The sequence below is a fragment of the Slackia heliotrinireducens DSM 20476 genome (genome assembly GCF_000023885.1).
In the GTDB taxonomy this organism is placed as follows: Bacteria; Actinomycetota; Coriobacteriia; order Coriobacteriales; family Eggerthellaceae; genus Slackia; species Slackia heliotrinireducens.
The window spans coordinates 2,357,956-2,377,243 of the sequence record NC_013165.1 but is presented as its reverse complement, the minus strand read 5'-3'; the positions used below and the strand labels follow the sequence as shown (position 1 = coordinate 2,377,243).

Genomic DNA, 19,288 nt, shown 5'->3' with positions numbered 1-19,288 from the left:
GGTGTGCGCGTCGGGCTAGCGGCGTCCGTGGCAGTCGCCGAACCGCTTGCCTGAACCGCAGGGGCAGGGGTCGTTGACGCCGACCCGCATGATGGAGCCGTCCTCGTTGAAGAACACCTTGTGACCCATCTGCTGCTCGAGCAGGTCGTTGGGGGACCAGCCGTTGTTTTCCCAACTCGGAAGGCCGTTGAACATGTTGCCCAACATTTCCAGCAGGCGGTTGGTGTGCTGCGGGGGCATGACGAAGCCGCGACCCGCCAGGAACTGCAGCACCTGGTCCATGCCGTAGCCACCGTGGGACATGTAGATCATCTCGGACATGACGCTGTCGGCGAAGGTGTAGTCGTCAGCGTCCTGGGGAACGTGCTCGTCCAGAAAACGCAGGAAGGTGGCCGCACCCGGCTGCGCGCAGGCCCAATTCGTATAGGAGAAGTCGGGGTCGTCGGAGAGCATGGCCTCGGGAATCGGGCGAGGGGCAAGGTCCTTCTGCACCTCGAGAAGCTCGGTGAGGTACTGGCTCAAGGGCCTGGGCGTTTCGTTCAGGGCGCGGATCGCAAGGGTGGGCGCCATTCCCGTAAACGGGTTCGACATGTACCGCGAGCTGCTGGAGCGGCTCTCGTCCAGGTCGAAATGCACCAGGTAGATGGTGTCGCCGGTATTCCAGACGTCGAAGAGGTAAGCTTCCATGCCCGCATGGTTCATGACCGTCTCGCGGAAGGCCGCCTCGTCGTAGCCGGTGGGATACAAACGGCGGTATTCCTCCCAGACCGATTCGATGGTGGCGATGCCGCGCAGCTCGACGCACAGCTCGCAGACCTCGAAGAGGCGTTTCCTGATGAGCTTGTCGGCCAGGATGGCATCCCAGTCCAGCTGGTTGAGCCGCTCGCGGACCTCGTCCGGTATGACGCACACGATGTCGTCGCGGTCGTGGAACAGCACGGACAGGAAGGGGATGGGCATTATGAATTTGCCGGAGTTCATAAACGAGTCGGTGATGGACGTGCGGAAACTTCCGCCAGCCGCGCAGATGTCGCGCACGACGGAGGCTGTGTCGTAGGAGAGTTCCTCCACAATGCTGTACAGGATGCCGTGCTCCGGATGTAGAAACTCCTCGATGACCATGTCGGCGATTTCGGACTTGCGCTTCTTCGAATAGCCCATTATGCCGAATGCGCGGCAGTAATCTTCCAGGTCGTATTTGGTCGCCATCATGACGATTTTGAACAGGTCGGTCTGCACGGGGCCAGGAAACGTGTTGGTCCTGACGGCTTCGGCAATGCGTTTGTCGTTGCTCGTGCCGTAGTTCTTCAGCAGGGCGGTGCGACGTGCGTCGCCTTCAAGCCCGGCCAGCGCGCCTCTGTGGGTGCCGGGCACCTGGGATTCGGGGTTCATCTCGAACTCGAGGTCGGCAAGCATGGCCTCGGCCTCGCGGGAGATGCGGGCCTCCACGATGCCGGGGGCGGCCGCCAGGAACTGCTGTGCCGTGCGGATCACCGTGTTCTCGCGGTAGGCCTGTTCGATGGTCCTGTTCAGGTGCGCCTTGATTTCGACAGGAAGCTCCAGGGGCATTTCCAGCAGGGCGGCTCCGTAGGTCACCTTGCCTTCGAAGGGCAGCAGGGCGCCGCGTGCCGCAATGTGGGTGGCGCCGCTGGTGATGGAGCTCACCTCCTCGGTGATGCCGTACACCTCGAATACCCGGTCCTCGTAAAGGAACACGGCCGGTCGGCCCGGCTGGGTGACCACGAACAGGTTGCCGCTCAGCACCGATTTCCAAGAGCGGACGATGTCGAGCTCCTCGCGGTTGAAGCCGGCGGGGTTCGTGTTTATGAACTGGTCCATGACCCCGATGTTGTCCCAGAGCTGGTCTGCCACTTCCGACTGGCGCTGCGTGTCGATGTACTGCCCGGTGGGGTCGTTCAGATCCGGGTACATGTTCATGGCCACGTTGGCGTAATCCATCAGCGTGTCGAAGATGTCGAAGAACTTGTTGCTCAAGTGCTCGTTGAAAAACATGCGGGCTCCATCCGAGGTCAATTCGTTGGGTAGACTATAATACGATATTTCTCGGGCGGTGTTCGCCGCACGGCAGAAAGCGGCCGGTTTCAAACGTTCTGCAGAGGGAAATCGCCGCCTAGCCAGGCGGTCGCGGGCGTCTGGCCAAGACGCGTAAGCGCAGTTCGAAGGGCAGTTTTTCAGCAGCGGCAACCACAACCCCTAGGTGTCATGTCCGTCTCATGGCGAATATGTGGTGGTAAATCTCCACAGGATGCATAGGTGCAGAACTGCTCGGTGCTGCTATTATAGATGGAGTCAAACGCACTCGAAACACAGCATGACAGGGCGGTCGGAACCGTTGTTATGACGTGTCTCCGGCCGCTTCTTTTTTCCAAAATCTTTTTCATTCGTCGTCAACAGGCGATTCAAGGGCAGCGTTGCAATCTCCGCACAAATGTTTGCGAAACTCCACAGTCTGTTCGTGTGTTCCGCCCTGCAATCCTGCTATTATCGGAAGGGTCAAACACGATTCAAACACACCCATTGACGAAACGGCATCGGCGCTTAAGGCCGATTGCGAGCGAGCTTCAAACAAATGCATACGAGGGAAGAGCTGGTTCATGGCATTCGTACATTTGCATAACCATACCGAGTACTCCATGTTGGACGGCGCCACCAAGATCAAAGCAATGGTGCGTCGCGCCGCCGATTTGGGCATGCCTGCCGTCGCCATCACCGACCATGGCGTCATGTGCGGCGTCCCCGAGCTCTGCGACGCCGTCGAAGCCGTCAAGAAGGAGACGGGCGTCTACGTCAAGCCCATCTACGGCTGCGAAGTGTACTTCACCGAGGACCGTGAAATCGGCACTAGGAAGAAGTCGCCCCTGTACCACCTCATCCTGCTGGCTAAAAACAACGTGGGCTACCACAACCTGCTGCACATCGTTTCCGAATCGCACATGGACAACTTCTTCTACAAGCCCCGCACCACCATCGACGTGCTGGAGAAGTATTCCGAGGGCATCATCGGCACCACGGCCTGCATGTCGGGCATCGTGCAGCGCCGTCTGGACGACCGCAACTACGCGGACGCCCTGGCGTGGACCAAGCGCTTCGCGGATATATTCGCCCCGGGCGACTTCTACGTTGAGCTGCAGGACCAGGGCCTGACGTCCCGCGGCGGCCTGACCCAGAAGGAAATCAACACCCAGCTGACGCAAATAGCCCAGGAGCTGGGGCTCAAGACCATCGCCACCAACGACTTCCATTACCTGACCCGCGAAGATGCGGCGGCGCAGGACATCATGCTGTGCATCGGCACCGGTTCGCTGCGCGACGATGAGAACCGCATGCGTTTCAGCAACGACGAGTTCTATATGAAGACAGAAGAGGAGATGCGCGAAGCCCTCAAGGACTTCCCCGAAGCCTGCGACAACACCATCGAAGTGGCTGAGAAGTGCTTCGTGGAGCTGGAGCGCGACTCCGTTTTGCCGCGCTTCCCCTTGCCTCCCGGATACACCGAAGAGCAGCTGTTCCGCGAGGAGTGCGAGAAGGGCCTGGAGCGTCGCTACGGCCCCGATTGGCGCGAGATCAAGATCTCCGACGGTATGCATGACGTGTCGGTCCTGGAACGCTACGAATACGAGGCAAGCGTCATCGTGCAGCAGGGCTTCCCGGCGTACTTCCTTATCGTGCAGGAATACATCCGCTGGGCCAAGGAGCACGGCATCGGCGTAGGCCCGGGCCGCGGCTCGGCAGCAGGCGCCATCTGCACCTACGCCATGGGCATCACCGACCTGGAGCCTTTGTCCAACGGTCTGCTGTTCGAACGATTCTTGAGCCCCGAGCGCGTGGAGATGCCCGATATCGACGTCGACTTCGAGGATGAACGTCGCCAGGAGGTCATCGACCACGTGCGTGAGTTCTACGGAGCCGACCACATCGCAGGCGTCATCACTTTCGGCAAGCTGCAGGCGAAAAACGCCGTCCGCGACGCCGCACGCGTGTTGGGCCACCCGTACAACACGGGCGACCGGCTGTGCAAGGTCATCGGCGACGAGCTCGGCATCAAGCTGAAGGACGCCATCGAGAACAACCCCGATCTGGCCAAGATCTACAAGGAGGAGCCTGAATCAAGGGAGATCCTCGATTCGGCCATGTCCATCGAAGGAAATATCCGCGGCGAAGGCGTTCATGCCTGCGCTACCATCATCTGCCGCGACCCTCTGGTCGACCACGTGCCCGTCAAACGCGACACCAAGGGCGGCGGCATGATTACCCAGTACGACGGCCATTACACGCCTGAACTGGGTCTTCTGAAAATGGACTTCCTGGGTCTGCGCACGTTGGGCGTGCTGTCCCGAGCCTGCCGCAACGTGAAGGACCGCTTCGGCATCACCATCGTTCCCGACGAGATTCCCATCGACGACGAAGGTGCCTACAAACTCATGCGTTTGGAGACCCCGTACTCCATGGACGGCTTGTTCCAGGTGGAATCCGCCCTGTATGTGAGCCTGTTCGCCCGCATGAAGCCCCGTACGTTCTCGGACATCGTGGCATCCATCGCGCTCAACCGCCCGGGCCCGTTGGAGAACGGCTTCGTCGACCTGTACGTCGACCGCCGCATGGGCCGCAAACCCGTCAGCTATTACGACGACCGCCTGAAGCCTCTGCTGGAGGAAACCTACGGCACCATCGTCTACCAAGAGCAGATCATGCAGATCTCCATGGCTATGAGCGGTTTTTCCGCCGGCAAGGCAGACAAGCTGCGCAAGGCGATGGGCAAGAAGCGCATCGAAGTCATGATGCAGCTGAAGGACGACTGGTGCAACGGCGCCGTCGAGAACGGCTTCTCGCTGGAAATCGCCGAGCGCATCTGGCATGACGCGGAGGAATTCGCAAAGTACGCCTTCAACAAGTCGCACTCGGCGGCATACGCCGTGCTGGTGTGCCGCACCGCATACATGAAGGCCCATTATCCATATGAATACATGGCCGCCGTGCTGTCCAGCTACATGGGCTCTGCGGACAAGCTGATCAAGTACATTTCCAGCTGCACCCGCAACGGCATCCCCGTTCTGCCGCCTGACATCAACTCCTCCAACCTGGAGTTCACGCCGCTGGAGGAAGGCATCCGCTTCGGTCTGGCAGGCGTGCGAGGCGTCGGCGCCGCTGTGGCCGAGTCCATCATCGCCGAGCGCGACGAGGGAGGTCCCTTCACCAGTCTGCACGACTTCGTGAACCGCGTCGACGGCAAATGCTACAACCGCAAAACGTTGGAGGCTCTCGTCAAGGCAGGCGCTTTCGACTCCACGGGCTACACCCGCAAGCAGCTCATGTACTTCATCGACGAGACGTCGCTTTTGGAAGATGTGGCGAAGCGCCAGCGCGACCGCGAGAACGGTCAGGTCAGCATGTTCGACCTGTTCGGCGACATGGAGGACAGCGGCTTTGAGGAGGACATCCCCGCTCCCGACGGTGTTGAGTGGGACAAGCGCACCCTGCTTGCCTTCGAGAAGTCCATTTTGAAGATCTACGTTTCCGACCACCCCTTGAGCCAGTACGAACGGTCGCTGCGGTCCATCTCCAAGTTCCAACTGGGCGATTTGGCCGACCACAAGGGCGACATCAAGAACGGCGTGTTCTGCGGCCTTATCAGCACCGTCCAGATCAAGATGACGAAGAAGGGCAAGAAGATGGCCACCTTCGTCATGGAGGACACGACGGGGTTCGTGGACTGCGTGTGCTTCAAATACGACGAGTTCAAGGACGCCATCGAAGAGGACGCCATCGTCAAGGTGAAGGGCAAGTTCGAGCACTCCGAGCGAGGCGACCAGCTGATGGCCTTCGAGGTTGAGCGCCTGGATGTGGACTCCATGAAGCAAGGTCCGTCCAGCCTGCAGATCATGCTGCAATCCTCCGACTTGAACTCCATGACGTCGGCCCAGCTCAACAACGTGCTGGCGAACTATCCGGGCCGCGACCCCGTGGTGCTGCTGGTGCAGCAGTCCGACGGCCGCAAGTTCCGGGCCGAGCTGCCGGTGACGGTGGACGCCGCCAACAACCTGATGTATTCGGAGATCATGTCGGTATTCGGCAGACCCGTGTGGCAGACCGCTTAAAATGACGGCGAAGGTCTTTCGGGCCTTCGCCGCTTTTGGGTATACTGTGCGCCATGGATTTCGAACAGAACATACCTCAGCCTGAAAACCTGTCTCGCACCTTGGCGTGCAAGGTGGCCTACGACGGCGCACCCTTCGCGGGGTTCGCACGCCAGGCCGAATGCGACCGTGTCATGACCGTGCAGGGCGAACTGGAGCATGCCCTGCGGGTGCTGTACCGCCGCGACGTGCGCACGACCTGTGCAGGACGCACCGACGCCGGCGTGCACGCCATCGGCCAGGTGGTGAGTTTCGACGTGACCGAGGACGAGTTCGCCTCGCGCACGCCGCGTTCGCTTCTGCGTTCGCTCAACGCCTTGGTGGACGACCACATGTCCGTGTCTGTGGTGGAGGAAAAGCCCTTCGGGTTTTCGGCCCGCTTCGATGCGAAATGGCGCGAATACCGCTACCGTATCTCCACGGCTGCCGCACGGCCTGTGCTCATCATGCCTTTGGTCTGGCACCTGGGCGGGGTCGATTTGGACATCGACGCCATGAACCGTGCTGCCGTGCACCTGATCGGTGAGCATGATTTCAAGAGCTTCTGCGTGGCGGCTTCGGCTGTGGGCAAGCCCACGTGCCGCAACGTCATGGAGCTTGAGGTGTTCGAAGAGGAGATTCTTGGCCAACAGGTGGCAACCGTCCGCGTTGTGGGCAATGCGTTTCTGCATTCCATGGTGCGCACCATAGTGGGAACCCTGGTGGAGGTCGGCCGCGGCAGACGCAACCCTGAATGGGTGTGCGACGTGCTTGAGGCCCGCAATCGCGGTGCCGCAGGACAGAACGCTCCGGCCCAGGGTCTCGTGTTCTGGCATGTGGAGTACGAATGATGAAGCGTCGCAACCGCGTCCGGCAAGATTGGACCACACTTCCGAAAAAGCTTGGCACCAAAGGTCGCGTTCCGCTCGATAACAGCTCGCTGGCCCGGTTCAAGCACATCTGCGAAAGCCGCGACGGGAAAATGGCGCTGTATGAAGATGCGGACGGCCATTTGTGCGCCGTTGACCCCCGGCGCTTTAGCCAGCTGGATTGACGCAAGGCCGCTTCGGGGATATGGTACCTTGTACTTATCTTCGAAGACAAAGGGAATCAATGGCAGAATCGAATCTCGAAAGCATGACCCGATCTTCATGGTCGGGCAAATGGGCGTTTATCCTCGCGGGTGCTGCAAGCGCCGTCGGTCTGGGCAACATGTGGCGTTTTCCGTATTTGGCGGCCAAATACGGCGGCGGCATGTTCCTGCTTACATATCTGGTGCTGGTGTTCACCTTCGGCGTGTCCATGCTCCTTTTGGAAATCACCTTGGGCCGCGCGTCGCGCCAGAGCGTCATCGGCGCCTACGCGGCGTTCGACAAACGCTGGAAGCCTCTGGGCTTTCTAGCGGCGGCGGTGCCGTTCATCATCACGCCGTACTACTGCATCATCGGTGGCTGGGTGGCCAAATACGCCGCTTCGTACGTGCTTGACAGCCCTGCGGACATCGCGTCGGAATCGTTCTTCGGCTCCTTCATCACCAGCGAGTTCTCCAGTTTCTTCTGGATGCTGCTGTTCATGGCGATTACCTTCGTCGTGGTTGCCTTGGGCGTCAAGCGCGGCATCGAGAAGGTGAACCTGGTGCTGATGCCGGCCCTTATCCTGATGGCCATTCTGCTGTCGGCCTACACGCTGACGTTGCCGGGCGCCGTGGACGGCCTGCTGTACTACGTGAAGCCCGACTTCTCGAAGTTCTCCCCTGAGCTTCTGGTGGGCGCTCTGGGGCAGATGTTCTACAGCCTGTCGCTGGCCATGGGCATCATGGTCACGTACGGAAGCTACCTGCTACCGCACGAGGACATCGTATCGTCGGCCACCCGTATCGGCGTGTTCGATGTGGGCGTTTCCTTCCTGGCGGGCCTCATGATCGTACCGACGTCCTTCGTGGCGTTGGGAAGCGGCGAGGCCGTAGCCGCCAAGGCGGGCCCCAGCCTCATGTTCGGCACCCTGCCTACGCTGTTCGAAAGCTTGGGCGCTATGGCGCCTGTCGTGGGCTGCGTGTTCTTCCTTCTGGTGTTGTTTGCCGCATTGACCAGCGCAATCTCGCTTACCGAGGCCTGCGTGTCCATCGTGTCCGACGGCACCGGTTGGAGCCGCAGGAAATGCTTCATCATCACGGTGGCGGTCATGGTCATCGTCGGAATCTTCGTGAACCTGGGTTACAACCGCCTGAGCTTCATCGAGCCGCTGGGCGATGGCTCGACGCTTTTGGATCTGTTCGACTTCGTGTCCAACGTCGTGCTGATGCCCATCGTGGCGCTGGGGACCTGCATCTTCGTGGGTTGGGTCATCAAGCCCAAGGTGCTTATCGACGAGATGAAGGAAGGCAGCGCCCTGAAGGCTGAAAAGGCATGGGTCGCCATGATCAAATTCATCGCGCCGGTTCTGATCGTCATCATCCTGGTTTCGTACGTGGCCGCGCAGTTCGGGTTCGTCAGTTTCTAGGTTTTCGCACATCGGCAATTGTCAGGGCCGTCGGTTTTCCGGCGGCCTTTCTTGTATTTGGGAAGCAGGATGCGTGGCCCGGAGGCCTTCGGCTAGGGGAGGGGTGTCCATGCAGGCGGGGTCGCGCTTGGGGGATTGGAGGCAGCCCCTGGCGGTTGGAAAGGATGCCCATGCAGATGGGGTTGTGCTTGGCGCATTGGAGGCATCCCCGAGCGGCTGGAAAGGGTGTCCGTGCGGGTGGGGTCGCACCGGTCCTGCGGATGCGGAAGGTGCGACGCGTCGGCATTTGCCGGGTCCTGCGGATGGGGACGGGTGGAAGCATCGGCCGCTTCGCATGGGAAGCAACGCTTCGGCCACGTTGGTTTCTCTATATATAAAAAAGGCCCGCCGATCGGCGGGCCTGCGTGCGTATGGGGTTGGCTGAAGGCTTAGGCCTCTTCCTCCTGAAGTTCGCCCTTCTTGAAGGCTTCGCGGCGGGCTGCAAGCTCGTCGAGCATCTTCTGGGTCTTCTCATCCTCGATGCGCTGGCGTTCCTTGTTGCCTGCGTAGTCGGACTTGATCTTGGCCGTATCGCACAGCAGCAGGTACAGCACCACGCCGGCGATCAGTCCGAAGCCGCCGCCACGGGCGATGATGAAGCCCGCAATCATGCCGGCGATGCCTTGGTCGAGCTTGTCTCGGGCCAAATCGAAGCAGATCTGCGCGCAGACGAAGCCCTGGATGCACAGCACCACGACCAGCAGCGCGGCCGAGGCGGCCAAGGACGCTTCGTACAACGGGTAGATGAACAGGCCGATGACCGTGAAGATGATGTTGGTGCCGGATCCGTCGTAGATGGAATCCATACCCTGGCGTCCGCTCTGCTTGTAGCGCTGGTAGGTGGCCACGCAGTAGGGTGCGCTCAGAGGGCCGGCAAGCGCCGGGTAGGGCGCGAACAGGCCCAGAAGGCAGTTGCGGATGCCGCAGATGACATTGGTGCGGTTGGGGTCGAACTCGATGTATTCGTCCTCGCGCTGCGCCTGCAGACCCAGTTGCTGGACGGTGATGAAGTCGCCGTAGGCGATGACCCAGGCGATGACCGCGATGGGCAGTGCGGAAATCCAAAGCTCGGCGGAAGGCCAGCCGATGAAGAACGGGGACACGGTGGCGAACAGGGCTCCGAAGTCGGGGACCTTGATGATTTCGCCGGAGAAGTCGTAGTCGAACTCGCCGGTGATGCCGCCGACGATGAACAGGACCATGACCGCCCACAGGAAGCTGTAGTTGCCCAGGATCTGCAGGAACCTATGCTCGGCCATGTGCTTGCGGATGCGCTGGCTGAACATGAGGAAGAACACGACGATGAGGCCGGCCAGGCAACCGTAGGTGACGGTGTCCAGGGCGCCGCCCTCCTTCAGACGGGCGTATACGGCGTTGACGCCGGCACCAAGCACGATGCCCGCCTTGATTGCTGGCGGGACCAGCGTGTTCAGCTTTTTCGAGAGGCCTGTCAAACCCAATATGATGAACATGGCGGCCAATTCCAGCTCGACGGCGGTAAGCGCCTGTATTCGTGTGACGCCTGGATCGAAACCTTCGAGGTATACGACGACGATGGCCATGGCCGGGGTGATCCAGCCGCAAATTGAAGGTTCGCCGAGCAGCCAGTTGCAGGTGTAGAGCATGGTCTCGAAGACGACCAGCGCCCACGCGACTTCCGGATCGAGCCCCAAGGTGGTGATGAGGACCGCCAGCGCACCGTAGGACGTACAGGCGTTCATCAAACCCGTGGCGATTTCCGGAGGCGAGATTTTGAAATGGACGAATGGGATGCGGATACGGAGCAGGCCACACGGAATGTATGGCTGTACGCCGCCGTACGACCTTTTCATGAAAGCCATAGACAACCTCTTTACCTCAAGAAACAAGCACGGGGATATGCATCCCCGCCCTGTGACCTCCGTACAAGACACCGCATGTCCTCAACGGAGTTCACAAATCGAACACAAAGAAAATTGTAATGTTGTCGCTGAACCTGCACGACGGTCAAAAAGCCGAATCTAACCGTCTCGCGCAAGACGTGGCATGTGTTGCGAAAGGTGCGAAAGTCAGCTTTTTTCGCAGGTGGTTCGGCATGCCGGGCTTGATGCGCCGAAAGCTCTGGTAAGCTCCCAAAGTCACATCGGAAGGGAGCATATGGGCGCAACAGACAAGAAAACCGATCTTCTTATCGACCAGCCTATGGGCAAGGTCATGCTCATCGTGTTCATAACGCTGCTCAGCGTGTTTCCGCCGCTGGCCACCGACATGTACATGCCGTCGCTGCCCGAGCTGCGGGAGGATCTCGGCACTTCGTCGGCCGTGGCCAGCGCATCCATTATCGCGTTCTTTTTCATGTTCGGCGTGGGCCAGCTGCTGTTCGGCACCATCTCGGACAAGTTCGGCCGCAAACCCATCCTTCTGGCGGGTCTCGGCGTGTTCGTCGCATCCAGCATCGGATGCGCCCTGGCCCCGAATATCGCCGTGCTGCTGGCCCTGCGCGCGCTGCAGGGCCTGGGCGGAGGCGCGGGCGGCGCCATCGCCATGGCCATCACGAAGGACTGCTTTCCCGAGGAGCGAAGGGCCCGCGTGCTCATCGTGACGCAGGCGGCGGGCGCCTTGGGGCCGGTCGTGGCTCCCGTCATCGGCGGCTGGATCTCCACCTTCGCCACCTGGCGCGTGGTGTTCTGGGTGCTTGCCGGCACGGGCCTGGCCGCATTCGCCCTTGCGATTGTCTACCGCGAGTCGAACCCGCCGGAGATGCGCTACACCGGGTCGCTGGCCGGCAATTTCGGACGCCTTGCCGTCGTGGCCCGAAACAAAGGGTTTACGTTGCTGCTGGTCACACTGGCGCTCGTTTCGGCCCCGTTCATGGGCTACGTGACCACGTCTTCCTACGTCTACATGGATTTCTTCGGGCTGAGCTCGGGCGCGTACAGCCTGTTTTTCGCAGGCACGGCCCTCATCATGGTCGCAGCGCCTTTCGTCTACCTGATCGTTTCGCGGTACTTCAAAACGAAGACGCTCATCGAGGCCACCATGGTCGGGGCGTTCGTGTTCGCGGGGCTCATGTTGCTGTTCGCGAAGCGTTCGCCATGGATGTTCGTCCTGACCATCGCACCGTTTTTGATGATGTCGTCAGCCATCCGCCCCGGCACCACCAACGTCCTGCTCATGCAGCACGAGACGGATACCGGCTCGGCCAGTTCGCTCATCAACTTCACGTTCACGGCTTTCGGATCGCTGGGCTCGGTGGTGGCTGCTCTGAGCTGGCCCGACTTCGTGACGGCGGACGCAGGCACCATTCTGGTGTTCTTCACGGCGGCGGTGGCTCTGTGGGTCGTCCTGCTGAAGTCGCCGTACCCGGTTCGCGGCGTCAAATAGCTGTTCCGTCAGCCAAAAGGGGAGTACCATATGCGCATGGCTCCGAACTGTGAAAGGATGCACATGGCCACCAACGCGCTTACCATCAGGGCGGCGACGCCTGCGGATGCGGCAGAGCTGCTGGCGATCTACGCGTTCTACGTCGAGAACACCGCCATCACCTTCGAATACGACGTGCCAAGCGTCGAGGAGTTCGCCCGCCGCATCGCCGGCACGCTGGAGAAGTATCCCTATCTGGTGGCGGAAAGCTCCGACGGCATCCAGGGGTACGCGTATGTAGGGCAGTTCCACGCGCGGCCTGCCTACGATTGGGCGGTGGAGACCAGCGTGTACGTACGCCGCGACGGCCGCACGCGGGGCACGGGGCGCGCGCTGTACGATGCGCTCGAGAAGGTGCTGGCCGCCCAAGGTATCCTGAACCTGGAGGCGTGCATCGCCTACGCCCCTGTGGAAGACGAGTATCTGACCAACAACAGTGTCGGGTTCCACGACCACATGGGCTATCGCATGGTGGGCAGGTTCGAGAAGTGCGGATTCAAGTTCAACCGGTGGTACGACATGGTGTGGATGGAGAAGCTCATCGGCGAGCATTGCGCCGACCAGCCTCCAGTGCGGTGGTTTCCGCAGGTCGCAAGCGACTTGGAGAACATTCTGAACTCGTGACGTCGCCAGGCGCTTCGTCTGATGCCGGGGCGCTTGCGCGACTCAACCACACGGAACCACGTTGCGGATCTGCTACATGCGTGCCATTTCGTGCGCCTTCGCCCACAACTTTTGCGAAATAGGGCCTTTTCCGCCAAGAAAAACAACTAGTGTACGACTTGGGAAACGAATATGTCGGCCCCGAAACGCACACGCGGTTTTAACTGGGGTTTTGCAAACCGCTTTTCGGCGATATCTCGATATCATGCTTAGAGCGGACTCCAGGCCGTACATTACTTGTTTTTCTTGGCGGGAATCGAGGTTTTGGGCGAAAGGAGCAGGCCGGTCGGGCTGCGCGGTGCTAAACGGAGCCACAAAGTCAAGTTCAGGTCGTGAATTCATTTCAAAGGTTATACAATGGGAGGGCACGTGTGGCATGCAGTGCCAATGTCCTACAGTTTCAGGCGAAGGAGATCGCATATGGCTGAAATGAAATCCGGCTACATCGATTACAAGGGCTTCAAAACGTACTACGAAATTTACGGCGAGCGGAAGGACAACGGGAAGAAACCCCTGCTCATCCTGCACGGTGGCCCAGGCGACACCCATCTGTACCTGCTCAACTACCGCGACATGGCCGATTTGTACGACCGCCAGATCATCTTCTACGACCAGATCGGCTGCGGCAAATCCAACATTCCTCACCAGGAGGACGACTTCTACGATTACGACCTGTGGATCAATGAGTTCTTCACCGTGCGCGATGCGCTGGGCCTGGACGACTTCCACCTGTTCGGCAACAGCTGGGGCGGCATGCTGGCAACCATGTGCATGCTGAGGGACGACACGGGCGTGGCATCCATGGTCGTCAACGGCTCCCCGTACAACTGCCAGACGTGGTTGTCCGAGGCCAACCGCCTGATTTTGTATCTGCCCGAAGAGATGCAGAAGGCCATCGCCGAGGCCGAGGCCGCCGGCGGAGACTACAGCACCCCCGAGCGCGAAGCCGCCTACATGGAGTACTACCGCCGCCATGTGGTGGGCTGCGACCCCTGGCCGGATTTCGTGCAGGAGGCCTTCAAGCCCGAGAACGTGGGCGAGTGCTTCAACGTCATGCAGGGCGCAAGCGAATTCGTCATGACCGGCAAGATGAAGGACTTCAACGTGCTTGACCAGGTCAAGAACCTGAAGGTGCCCACCATGCTGTTGTCCGGCACCAACGACGAGGCCACGCCGTTCCTGATCAAGGAGGCTTACGACGCCATGCCCGCAGGCACCGAGTGGGTGCTGGTCCAGGGCGCGGCGCACATCGGCAACGCCACCCACGCCAAAGAATACTTCGAGGCCGTGGAGAACTTCATCGAGCGCCACGAGTAGGCATATCTGACGATTCGATGCACGGGAGGCTCGCAACGGGGCCTCCCGTTTTCTTTTTGGCACAATGTGCAGGACGAACGGAAAACCAGCGCGGCACGAGGAGGTGGACGCATGCAGATCGAAGAGGCCCGGCGGTGGGCCCATGTCGGCGTATTGGCGGCGTTCGCCCTGCTGCTGAGCTATGTCGAGACCTTCGTGCCCATCCCCATACCCGGCGTCAAGCTGGGCTTGGCCAACATCGTGGTGCTGGTGGCCCTGGTCCGCTACGACACGAAGAGCGCTTTTTTCGTCGCGATGGTGAAGGTGCTGGCCGCCGGGTTCCTGTTCGGCTCGCCCATCATGATGGCCTATTCGGTCGCCGGCACGCTGCTGGCGTTTGCGGCCATGGCCCTGCTGATTCGCGTGCCCGGCCTGCATCTTGCCGTGGTGTCTGCGGCCGGCGGCATGCTTCACAACGTGGGGCAGCTTGCCGTGGCATCGGTCCTGCTAGGTACACCGCTCGTGTGGTACAGCCTGCCCATATTGCTGGTCGCCGGCTGCCTGACGGGCACGGTGAGCGGGCTTCTGGCCAACCAGGCAGTGCAGGCGCTGGAAGGTGCCGACGAAAGCGCGGCTGCCGAGCCGCCGGCCGGCATGCCCCTGGCCGATTCGCCGCAGGCCGGAAAGGCGGCGCTGCCGGCGAGCCGTTCGCAATCCGCACGCCAGGTGCCGTTTAGGATCGCGTGCGCGGTTCTGGTGGTGTACGTGGTGGCGGTGCTCAACTTCTCAGGGGTCCGCACGCTGGGTGCCTCGGCAGCGCTTGCTCTGGCCATGCTTGTGTATGCGCAGGTCAGGCCCAAAGACATGTTGAAGGCCCTCAAGCCCCTTGCAGCCATCGCCCTGTTCACCATGGTGTTTCAGGTCATAAGCTTTCAAGAAGGCGACGCGGCTTTCGCCATCGGAGGCCTGATGGTGACCTACGACGCCCTGCACGAGACCGCGCGCATGCTGGTGCGGCTCGCGTGCATCGTGGCGGCAAACGTGGCGTTCATGCGCGTGGTCCGACTGGACGAGGCGGCTGCGTCGCTCGCAAGGCTGTCGGGGCCCTTGTCGCGCATCGGCATCCCCTTGGAAGGCTTGATGCTCGCGGTCGACGTGGCCATGCGTTCGGCCCCCGACATGGTCGAGCATTTCAGAACGCTGCGCGCACAGCGGCTTAAGCCGGAAGACCCGGATGTTTCGTTGCGCGCCAAAGCAGGGGTATATGCGAACATCCTTCGCGACCTGGCTGTATGGGAAGCGTCACGTGCAGACTCCTATGCCGAGGCCGTTATGGGGCGCATAAGTCAAGACTCCTGACGGGCGCCCTTCGCGAAGGCGCTTGCGGCAATATGTACGCAACGTGAACACAATGGGGAATAAGTGTTGCGCGAATGAAACAATTTCCTTGCAACGTCCAAATTGACGCGCGTCCTCTTCTTTTTCTGATAGAATACCTTCGTTTTATTAAATAGGCATGCGGAGGAGGGGTCCGTACGCCATGTCGAAAGGACAAGAAATGAAGAAGATCCTTACGGTTACGGCCTGCGCTTTCGCCATGAGCGCCATGCTCCTGCTCGCTAGCTGCGGCGGCGGCAGCTCCATGTACAACGATGGCACCTACACCGGCACCGGCACCGGCAAGAGCGGCGACATCACCGTCACCCTGACCATCGCCGATGACCAGATCACCGTTGACGAGATCACCGACCCGGGCGAGACCGCGGGCATCGGTGGCGCCGAGGCCATTGCTGACGGCACCTTCAAGTCTCAGATCGAAGAGGCTCAGTCCGCTGAAATCGAGGGCGTTGCCGGCGCAACCCTGACCTCTAACGGCGTCAAGGCCGCTGTCGAAGACGCTCTGGCTCAGGCTGCTGCATAAGCATCAGACTTGCTGACAAGACGTACATTCACGCATCTGGGCGCACTGGCTTCGGCCGGTGCGCTCGGTTGTTTTCTGGCGCCTGGCTGCTCGCGTCAGAAACCGGATGTTTCCGCCGATGCGGATAAGGTCCTCATGAGCTTGGAATCGGAAGACGACGGGCTCCAGTCGGTGGAATTCTTCGCGTTCGACACGGTCATCATCATCAAGGCGGCCACCACCATGGAGGTGATGGTCAAGCTGCAGGATAGGTGCACCTTCTTCGAGAACACGCTGTCGCGCACCATCGAAGGAAGCGATGTGGGACGCATCAACGCCGCAGGCGGCGAGCCGGTTACGGTGGAACCGACCACGGCGGACCTCATCTCGAAGGCGCTCGTGTACTGCGACGAATCCGAGGGGCGCTTCGACATAACCATCGGCGCGGCCACGTCGCTGTGGGACTTCAAAGAGGGCATCGTGCCCGACCCCGACGAGCTTGCCGAGGCCGTCACCCACATCGATTACACGCAGGTCATGGTGGACGGCACCACCGTCACGCTGGCCGACCCCAAGGGCAAGATCGACCTGGGCGGCATCGCGAAGGGCTACATCGCCGACGACCTGGTGAACCTGCTGTTGGACGAGGGGTGCGAAAGCGCTTTCGTCAACCTGGGCGGCAACGTGAAAACCCTGGGATGCAAGCCCGACGGCAACCCGTGGAACGTGGGCATCCAGGATCCGGCGGACTCATCCAATGTGCTGGCCAAGATAGCTTCCGAAAACACCTCTGTGGTGACAAGCGGCCTGTACGAGCGTGTGTTCGAAGAGGACGGCAGGCGCTATTGGCACATTCTGGACCCGAAGACCGGATATCCGGTGGAAACCGACGTGATGGGAGCCACCATCGTATCCGAGGCGTCCATCGACGGCGACGGCTTCACCAAGCCGCTGTTCATGATGAATCATGAGGATGCCTTGGCGTTCATCGAGGGGCGCCAATCGTTGCAGGGTCTGCTCGTTTTGGACGACGGCACCATTCTGCAAACTGAGAATTCCCAGATGGAACTTCTATAGGAGGACCGCATGGCGGGCAAGGTGAACACAACGACGGCCATCGCGATCGCCGTCATAGCCGCCGTTCTGGTGGGTTCTTTCGTGGTCGTCGGCATGATGCTGGGCGGCGGCTCGGACGGCGAGCTGGTCGCCATGGTGCACGACTCCGACGGCAACGTGTACGAGATGCCGCTGGACACCGACGACACCCTGGAAGTGACCACTGACCTGGGCACGAACGTCGTCGTGGTGCAGGACGGCGAAGTGTACATGGATGACGCCGACTGCGACGGCCACGACTGCATGCGCCAGGGAAGCGTTTCTGCGCCAGGCCGCCAGATCATCTGTCTTCCCCATAAACTGTGGATCGAAGTGGTCCGATCCGGCGAAAGCGGCGGCTCCATGGACGTGGAGGCCGTAGCCGGTTCTGATTCCGAGGCCGACGAGGACTTAGACGTGGTGGCCCGCTAGCTCGAATCGATCGAACGCGGCGCCTGTCGGATTTCGCGCCTGTGGGGCGTTGGTTGCGCGTGTCCGATGCGGCCAGGTGCCTTCCCTCTGCACTATGCTTTGTTTCTGACTTGTTGCCCTCTCTTCACCAAGGGCATCGTCCATCCGTGTAAGGTGAATAAACGCTCTCCTTATGCAGGAATCGTACTATAAACACAGCACGCTTGAGAGGGGCACCATGTTATTCCAACGGAAGCAGTCTGCCATCAACATTCCCACGGCAGGTGAGAACCCCAATGTGGTTCCTCCCGCGCCTTTGCAGGGCATTCCCAATACCGTACCTGCATCGCCTGACGAACAGTCTTCTCCTACTTCAGATGAAATCGAAGGACTGAGCGCCTATCAGACGCTTGAACGCCGCCGCAAGAAGAAGCGCCGCAAGCGCATCATTCGTGGCGCTGCAGTTGCTGCGGTTCTTGCCGTGGGCGTAGGCGGGTACGCCCTCTGGAACAACGCGAACAACGTGGATGCTCTTCCTGAGGCGGAATACGGATACGTCGAGCAGGGGACTTTCGAAGCCAATGTGTCTGCATCTGGGTCGACGCAGCCCGCTTCCTCAGTCGTGGTCACGCCGGAGGTTGACGGCATCATTACCGACGTGCAGGTTGCCGAAGGCGACCAGGTGGAAGAAGGCGACGTCCTCTTCTACATCAAGAACGATTCCCTGGACAAAGCGGTAACGGAGGCCAACCAGCAGGTCAAGACCGCGCAAAACGGCGTGACCTCTGCTGAGCTGGCCTTGAAGAACGCGAAGAAGGCCTTGTCCGACGCCAACAGCGGCATCAACGGATTGGCTTCGGCGAAGGTTCAGCGGCCGTACGGTGCCGCCGAATTCAGCTGGGCTACGTACAGGCCCCATGAGGCGGCTACGGTGAGGACCGACTACATCAACGGTCCCGAAGACGACACATCGCCCGATGGCGCCGCATATGCCGATGCCGGCGACTACGGCGAGTATGCCGATTACGGCGACTATGGCGGATCGGGGGATTCCGACGCCTACGCCGTTCAGCAACCGAGCGTATCGACAGAAGAGCTGCAGCTGGCTGTGGACAATGCCCAGATCGAGCTCGACAACGCCAACATCGCCCTCCAATCCGCAAAGGACGCATACGACCAGGCCGTCGCCACCGCTGAGAAGCGCACGGTGAAGGCGCCCAAGTCGGGAACGATCATCGCCATGTCCGCCGAAGAAGGCGCCGCCATCGGTCAGGCCGAAGGCGGAACGTCACAGGCGACGGGCTCGCTTGTGACCATCGCCGACCTTGAGTCGTTGCAGGTGACCGTTCAAGTGAACGAAGTCGATGTCAACAACGTGCAAGAGGGCCAGCAGGCAAAGGTCACCTTTGCGGCGTTGCCGGACGTGGAGCTGGATGCAGAGGTGCGCCACATTGCCACGTTGGCTTCCGGAAACCCCGGCGAAGGCGAGTCCTACCAGCCGGGCGGCATCGTCACCTATGCGGTCGAACTGGTTATTCCCGAACCCGACGAACGGGTGAAACCCGGCATGACCGCCAGCGTGAAGATTGTCTCGCAAAGCCTGGAGGATGTGCTCATGGTGCCGACATCGGCGCTTATCGACAATGGCGACGGGACGTTCGACGTGCAAGTGGTCACGGGCACCGATGACGCCGGCGGCGATTTGGTCGAGCTCCGCACTGTGGAGGTGCAGGCTCAGGATGCCGCCACAGCCGTGGTGACCGGCGATGTCCAGGCGGACGACACGCTGCTCATACCGAGCTTCGAAGGCGAAATGCTCGAAGACGACGGCGCGATGATGGGATACTAG

15 protein-coding genes are annotated in these 19,288 nt (G+C 60.7%); 13 read left to right on the top strand and 2 right to left on the bottom strand.

Annotated features, from left to right (window positions below):
• Positions 1-15: 15 nt before the first annotated feature.
• Complete coding sequence (locus SHEL_RS15140) at positions 16-2,013, bottom strand: SEC-C metal-binding domain-containing protein (RefSeq protein ID WP_012799248.1); 1,998 nt, start codon at positions 2,011-2,013, stop codon at positions 16-18.
• A gap of 602 nt (positions 2,014-2,615) precedes the next feature.
• Between SHEL_RS15140 and dnaE the strand changes: the two genes are divergently transcribed.
• The 4 genes from dnaE to SHEL_RS10460 are packed head-to-tail and all read left to right on the top strand — an operon-like array spanning position 2,616 to position 8,633.
• Entirely contained in the window at positions 2,616-6,116 is a 3,501-nt protein-coding gene (gene dnaE / locus SHEL_RS10475; RefSeq protein WP_012799247.1) for a DNA polymerase III subunit alpha, read from the top strand.
• A gap of 53 nt (positions 6,117-6,169) precedes the next feature.
• The gene (gene truA / locus SHEL_RS10470) at positions 6,170-6,985 is read left to right on the top strand and encodes a tRNA pseudouridine(38-40) synthase TruA (RefSeq protein WP_012799246.1); all 816 of its coding nucleotides are present in this window, start codon (positions 6,170-6,172) and stop codon (positions 6,983-6,985) included.
• Positions 6,982-7,188 carry a hypothetical protein gene (locus tag SHEL_RS10465; protein WP_012799245.1) on the top strand — a complete coding sequence of 69 codons (207 nt, stop codon included), beginning with the start codon at positions 6,982-6,984 and terminating at the stop codon, positions 7,186-7,188. The genes truA and SHEL_RS10465 overlap by 4 nt, the downstream gene beginning before the upstream one ends.
• Positions 7,189-7,247: 59 nt before the next feature.
• On the top strand, positions 7,248-8,633 hold the full coding sequence (locus SHEL_RS10460) for a sodium-dependent transporter (protein ID WP_012799244.1): 1,386 nt from the start codon (positions 7,248-7,250) through the stop codon (positions 8,631-8,633).
• A 428-nt stretch (positions 8,634-9,061) separates the two neighbouring features.
• Here the strand turns inward: SHEL_RS10460 and SHEL_RS10455 are convergent, their stop codons facing one another.
• Entirely contained in the window at positions 9,062-10,513 is a 1,452-nt protein-coding gene (locus SHEL_RS10455; protein WP_012799243.1) for a solute carrier family 23 protein, read from the bottom strand.
• Positions 10,514-10,632: 119 nt separating this feature from the next.
• On the opposite strand from SHEL_RS10455, the gene SHEL_RS15320 reads away from it, so the two are divergent.
• The 9 genes from SHEL_RS15320 to SHEL_RS10415 all read left to right on the top strand — a co-directional run bounded on the left by SHEL_RS15320 (position 10,633) and on the right by SHEL_RS10415 (position 19,288).
• Positions 10,633-10,779 carry a hypothetical protein gene (locus SHEL_RS15320; RefSeq protein WP_012799242.1) on the top strand — a complete coding sequence of 49 codons (147 nt, stop codon included), beginning with the start codon at positions 10,633-10,635 and terminating at the stop codon, positions 10,777-10,779.
• Between the two features lie 29 nt (positions 10,780-10,808).
• Complete coding sequence (locus SHEL_RS10450) at positions 10,809-12,035, top strand: Bcr/CflA family efflux MFS transporter (RefSeq protein ID WP_012799241.1); 1,227 nt, start codon at positions 10,809-10,811, stop codon at positions 12,033-12,035.
• A 63-nt stretch (positions 12,036-12,098) separates the two neighbouring features.
• Complete coding sequence (locus SHEL_RS10445) at positions 12,099-12,698, top strand: GNAT family N-acetyltransferase (protein ID WP_041422871.1); 600 nt, start codon at positions 12,099-12,101, stop codon at positions 12,696-12,698.
• A gap of 459 nt (positions 12,699-13,157) precedes the next feature.
• The gene (locus tag SHEL_RS10440) at positions 13,158-14,054 is read left to right on the top strand and encodes a proline iminopeptidase-family hydrolase (protein ID WP_012799239.1); all 897 of its coding nucleotides are present in this window, start codon (positions 13,158-13,160) and stop codon (positions 14,052-14,054) included.
• Between the two features lie 111 nt (positions 14,055-14,165).
• Positions 14,166-15,392: a Gx transporter family protein gene (locus SHEL_RS10435; RefSeq protein WP_012799238.1), complete on the top strand. Its 1,227-nt coding sequence runs from the start codon at positions 14,166-14,168 to the stop codon at positions 15,390-15,392.
• 199 nt (positions 15,393-15,591) lie between these two features.
• Positions 15,592-15,954: an FMN-binding protein gene (locus SHEL_RS10430; protein WP_012799237.1), complete on the top strand. Its 363-nt coding sequence runs from the start codon at positions 15,592-15,594 to the stop codon at positions 15,952-15,954.
• 9 nt (positions 15,955-15,963) lie between these two features.
• Positions 15,964-17,010 (top strand): FAD:protein FMN transferase, encoded by a 1,047-nt coding sequence (locus SHEL_RS10425; RefSeq protein WP_126513813.1) that lies wholly within the window; start codon positions 15,964-15,966, stop codon positions 17,008-17,010.
• 9 nt (positions 17,011-17,019) lie between these two features.
• On the top strand, positions 17,020-17,460 hold the full coding sequence (locus SHEL_RS10420; protein ID WP_012799235.1) for a NusG domain II-containing protein: 441 nt from the start codon (positions 17,020-17,022) through the stop codon (positions 17,458-17,460).
• A gap of 217 nt (positions 17,461-17,677) precedes the next feature.
• The gene (locus SHEL_RS10415) at positions 17,678-19,288 is read left to right on the top strand and encodes an efflux RND transporter periplasmic adaptor subunit (RefSeq protein ID WP_012799234.1); all 1,611 of its coding nucleotides are present in this window, start codon (positions 17,678-17,680) and stop codon (positions 19,286-19,288) included.

Coding starts and splice junctions, on each gene's coding strand:
- SHEL_RS15140 (WP_012799248.1), bottom strand. CDS start 2,013: ATGTTTTTCAACGAGCACTTGAGCAACAAGTTCTTCGACATCTTCGAC.
- dnaE (WP_012799247.1), top strand. CDS start 2,616: ATGGCATTCGTACATTTGCATAACCATACCGAGTACTCCATGTTGGAC.
- truA (WP_012799246.1), top strand. CDS start 6,170: ATGGATTTCGAACAGAACATACCTCAGCCTGAAAACCTGTCTCGCACC.
- SHEL_RS10465 (WP_012799245.1), top strand. CDS start 6,982: ATGATGAAGCGTCGCAACCGCGTCCGGCAAGATTGGACCACACTTCCG.
- SHEL_RS10460 (WP_012799244.1), top strand. CDS start 7,248: ATGGCAGAATCGAATCTCGAAAGCATGACCCGATCTTCATGGTCGGGC.
- SHEL_RS10455 (WP_012799243.1), bottom strand. CDS start 10,513: ATGGCTTTCATGAAAAGGTCGTACGGCGGCGTACAGCCATACATTCCG.
- SHEL_RS15320 (WP_012799242.1), top strand. CDS start 10,633: ATGTTGTCGCTGAACCTGCACGACGGTCAAAAAGCCGAATCTAACCGT.
- SHEL_RS10450 (WP_012799241.1), top strand. CDS start 10,809: ATGGGCGCAACAGACAAGAAAACCGATCTTCTTATCGACCAGCCTATG.
- SHEL_RS10445 (WP_041422871.1), top strand. CDS start 12,099: ATGGCCACCAACGCGCTTACCATCAGGGCGGCGACGCCTGCGGATGCG.
- SHEL_RS10440 (WP_012799239.1), top strand. CDS start 13,158: ATGGCTGAAATGAAATCCGGCTACATCGATTACAAGGGCTTCAAAACG.
- SHEL_RS10435 (WP_012799238.1), top strand. CDS start 14,166: ATGCAGATCGAAGAGGCCCGGCGGTGGGCCCATGTCGGCGTATTGGCG.
- SHEL_RS10430 (WP_012799237.1), top strand. CDS start 15,592: ATGAAGAAGATCCTTACGGTTACGGCCTGCGCTTTCGCCATGAGCGCC.
- SHEL_RS10420 (WP_012799235.1), top strand. CDS start 17,020: ATGGCGGGCAAGGTGAACACAACGACGGCCATCGCGATCGCCGTCATA.
- SHEL_RS10415 (WP_012799234.1), top strand. CDS start 17,678: ATGTTATTCCAACGGAAGCAGTCTGCCATCAACATTCCCACGGCAGGT.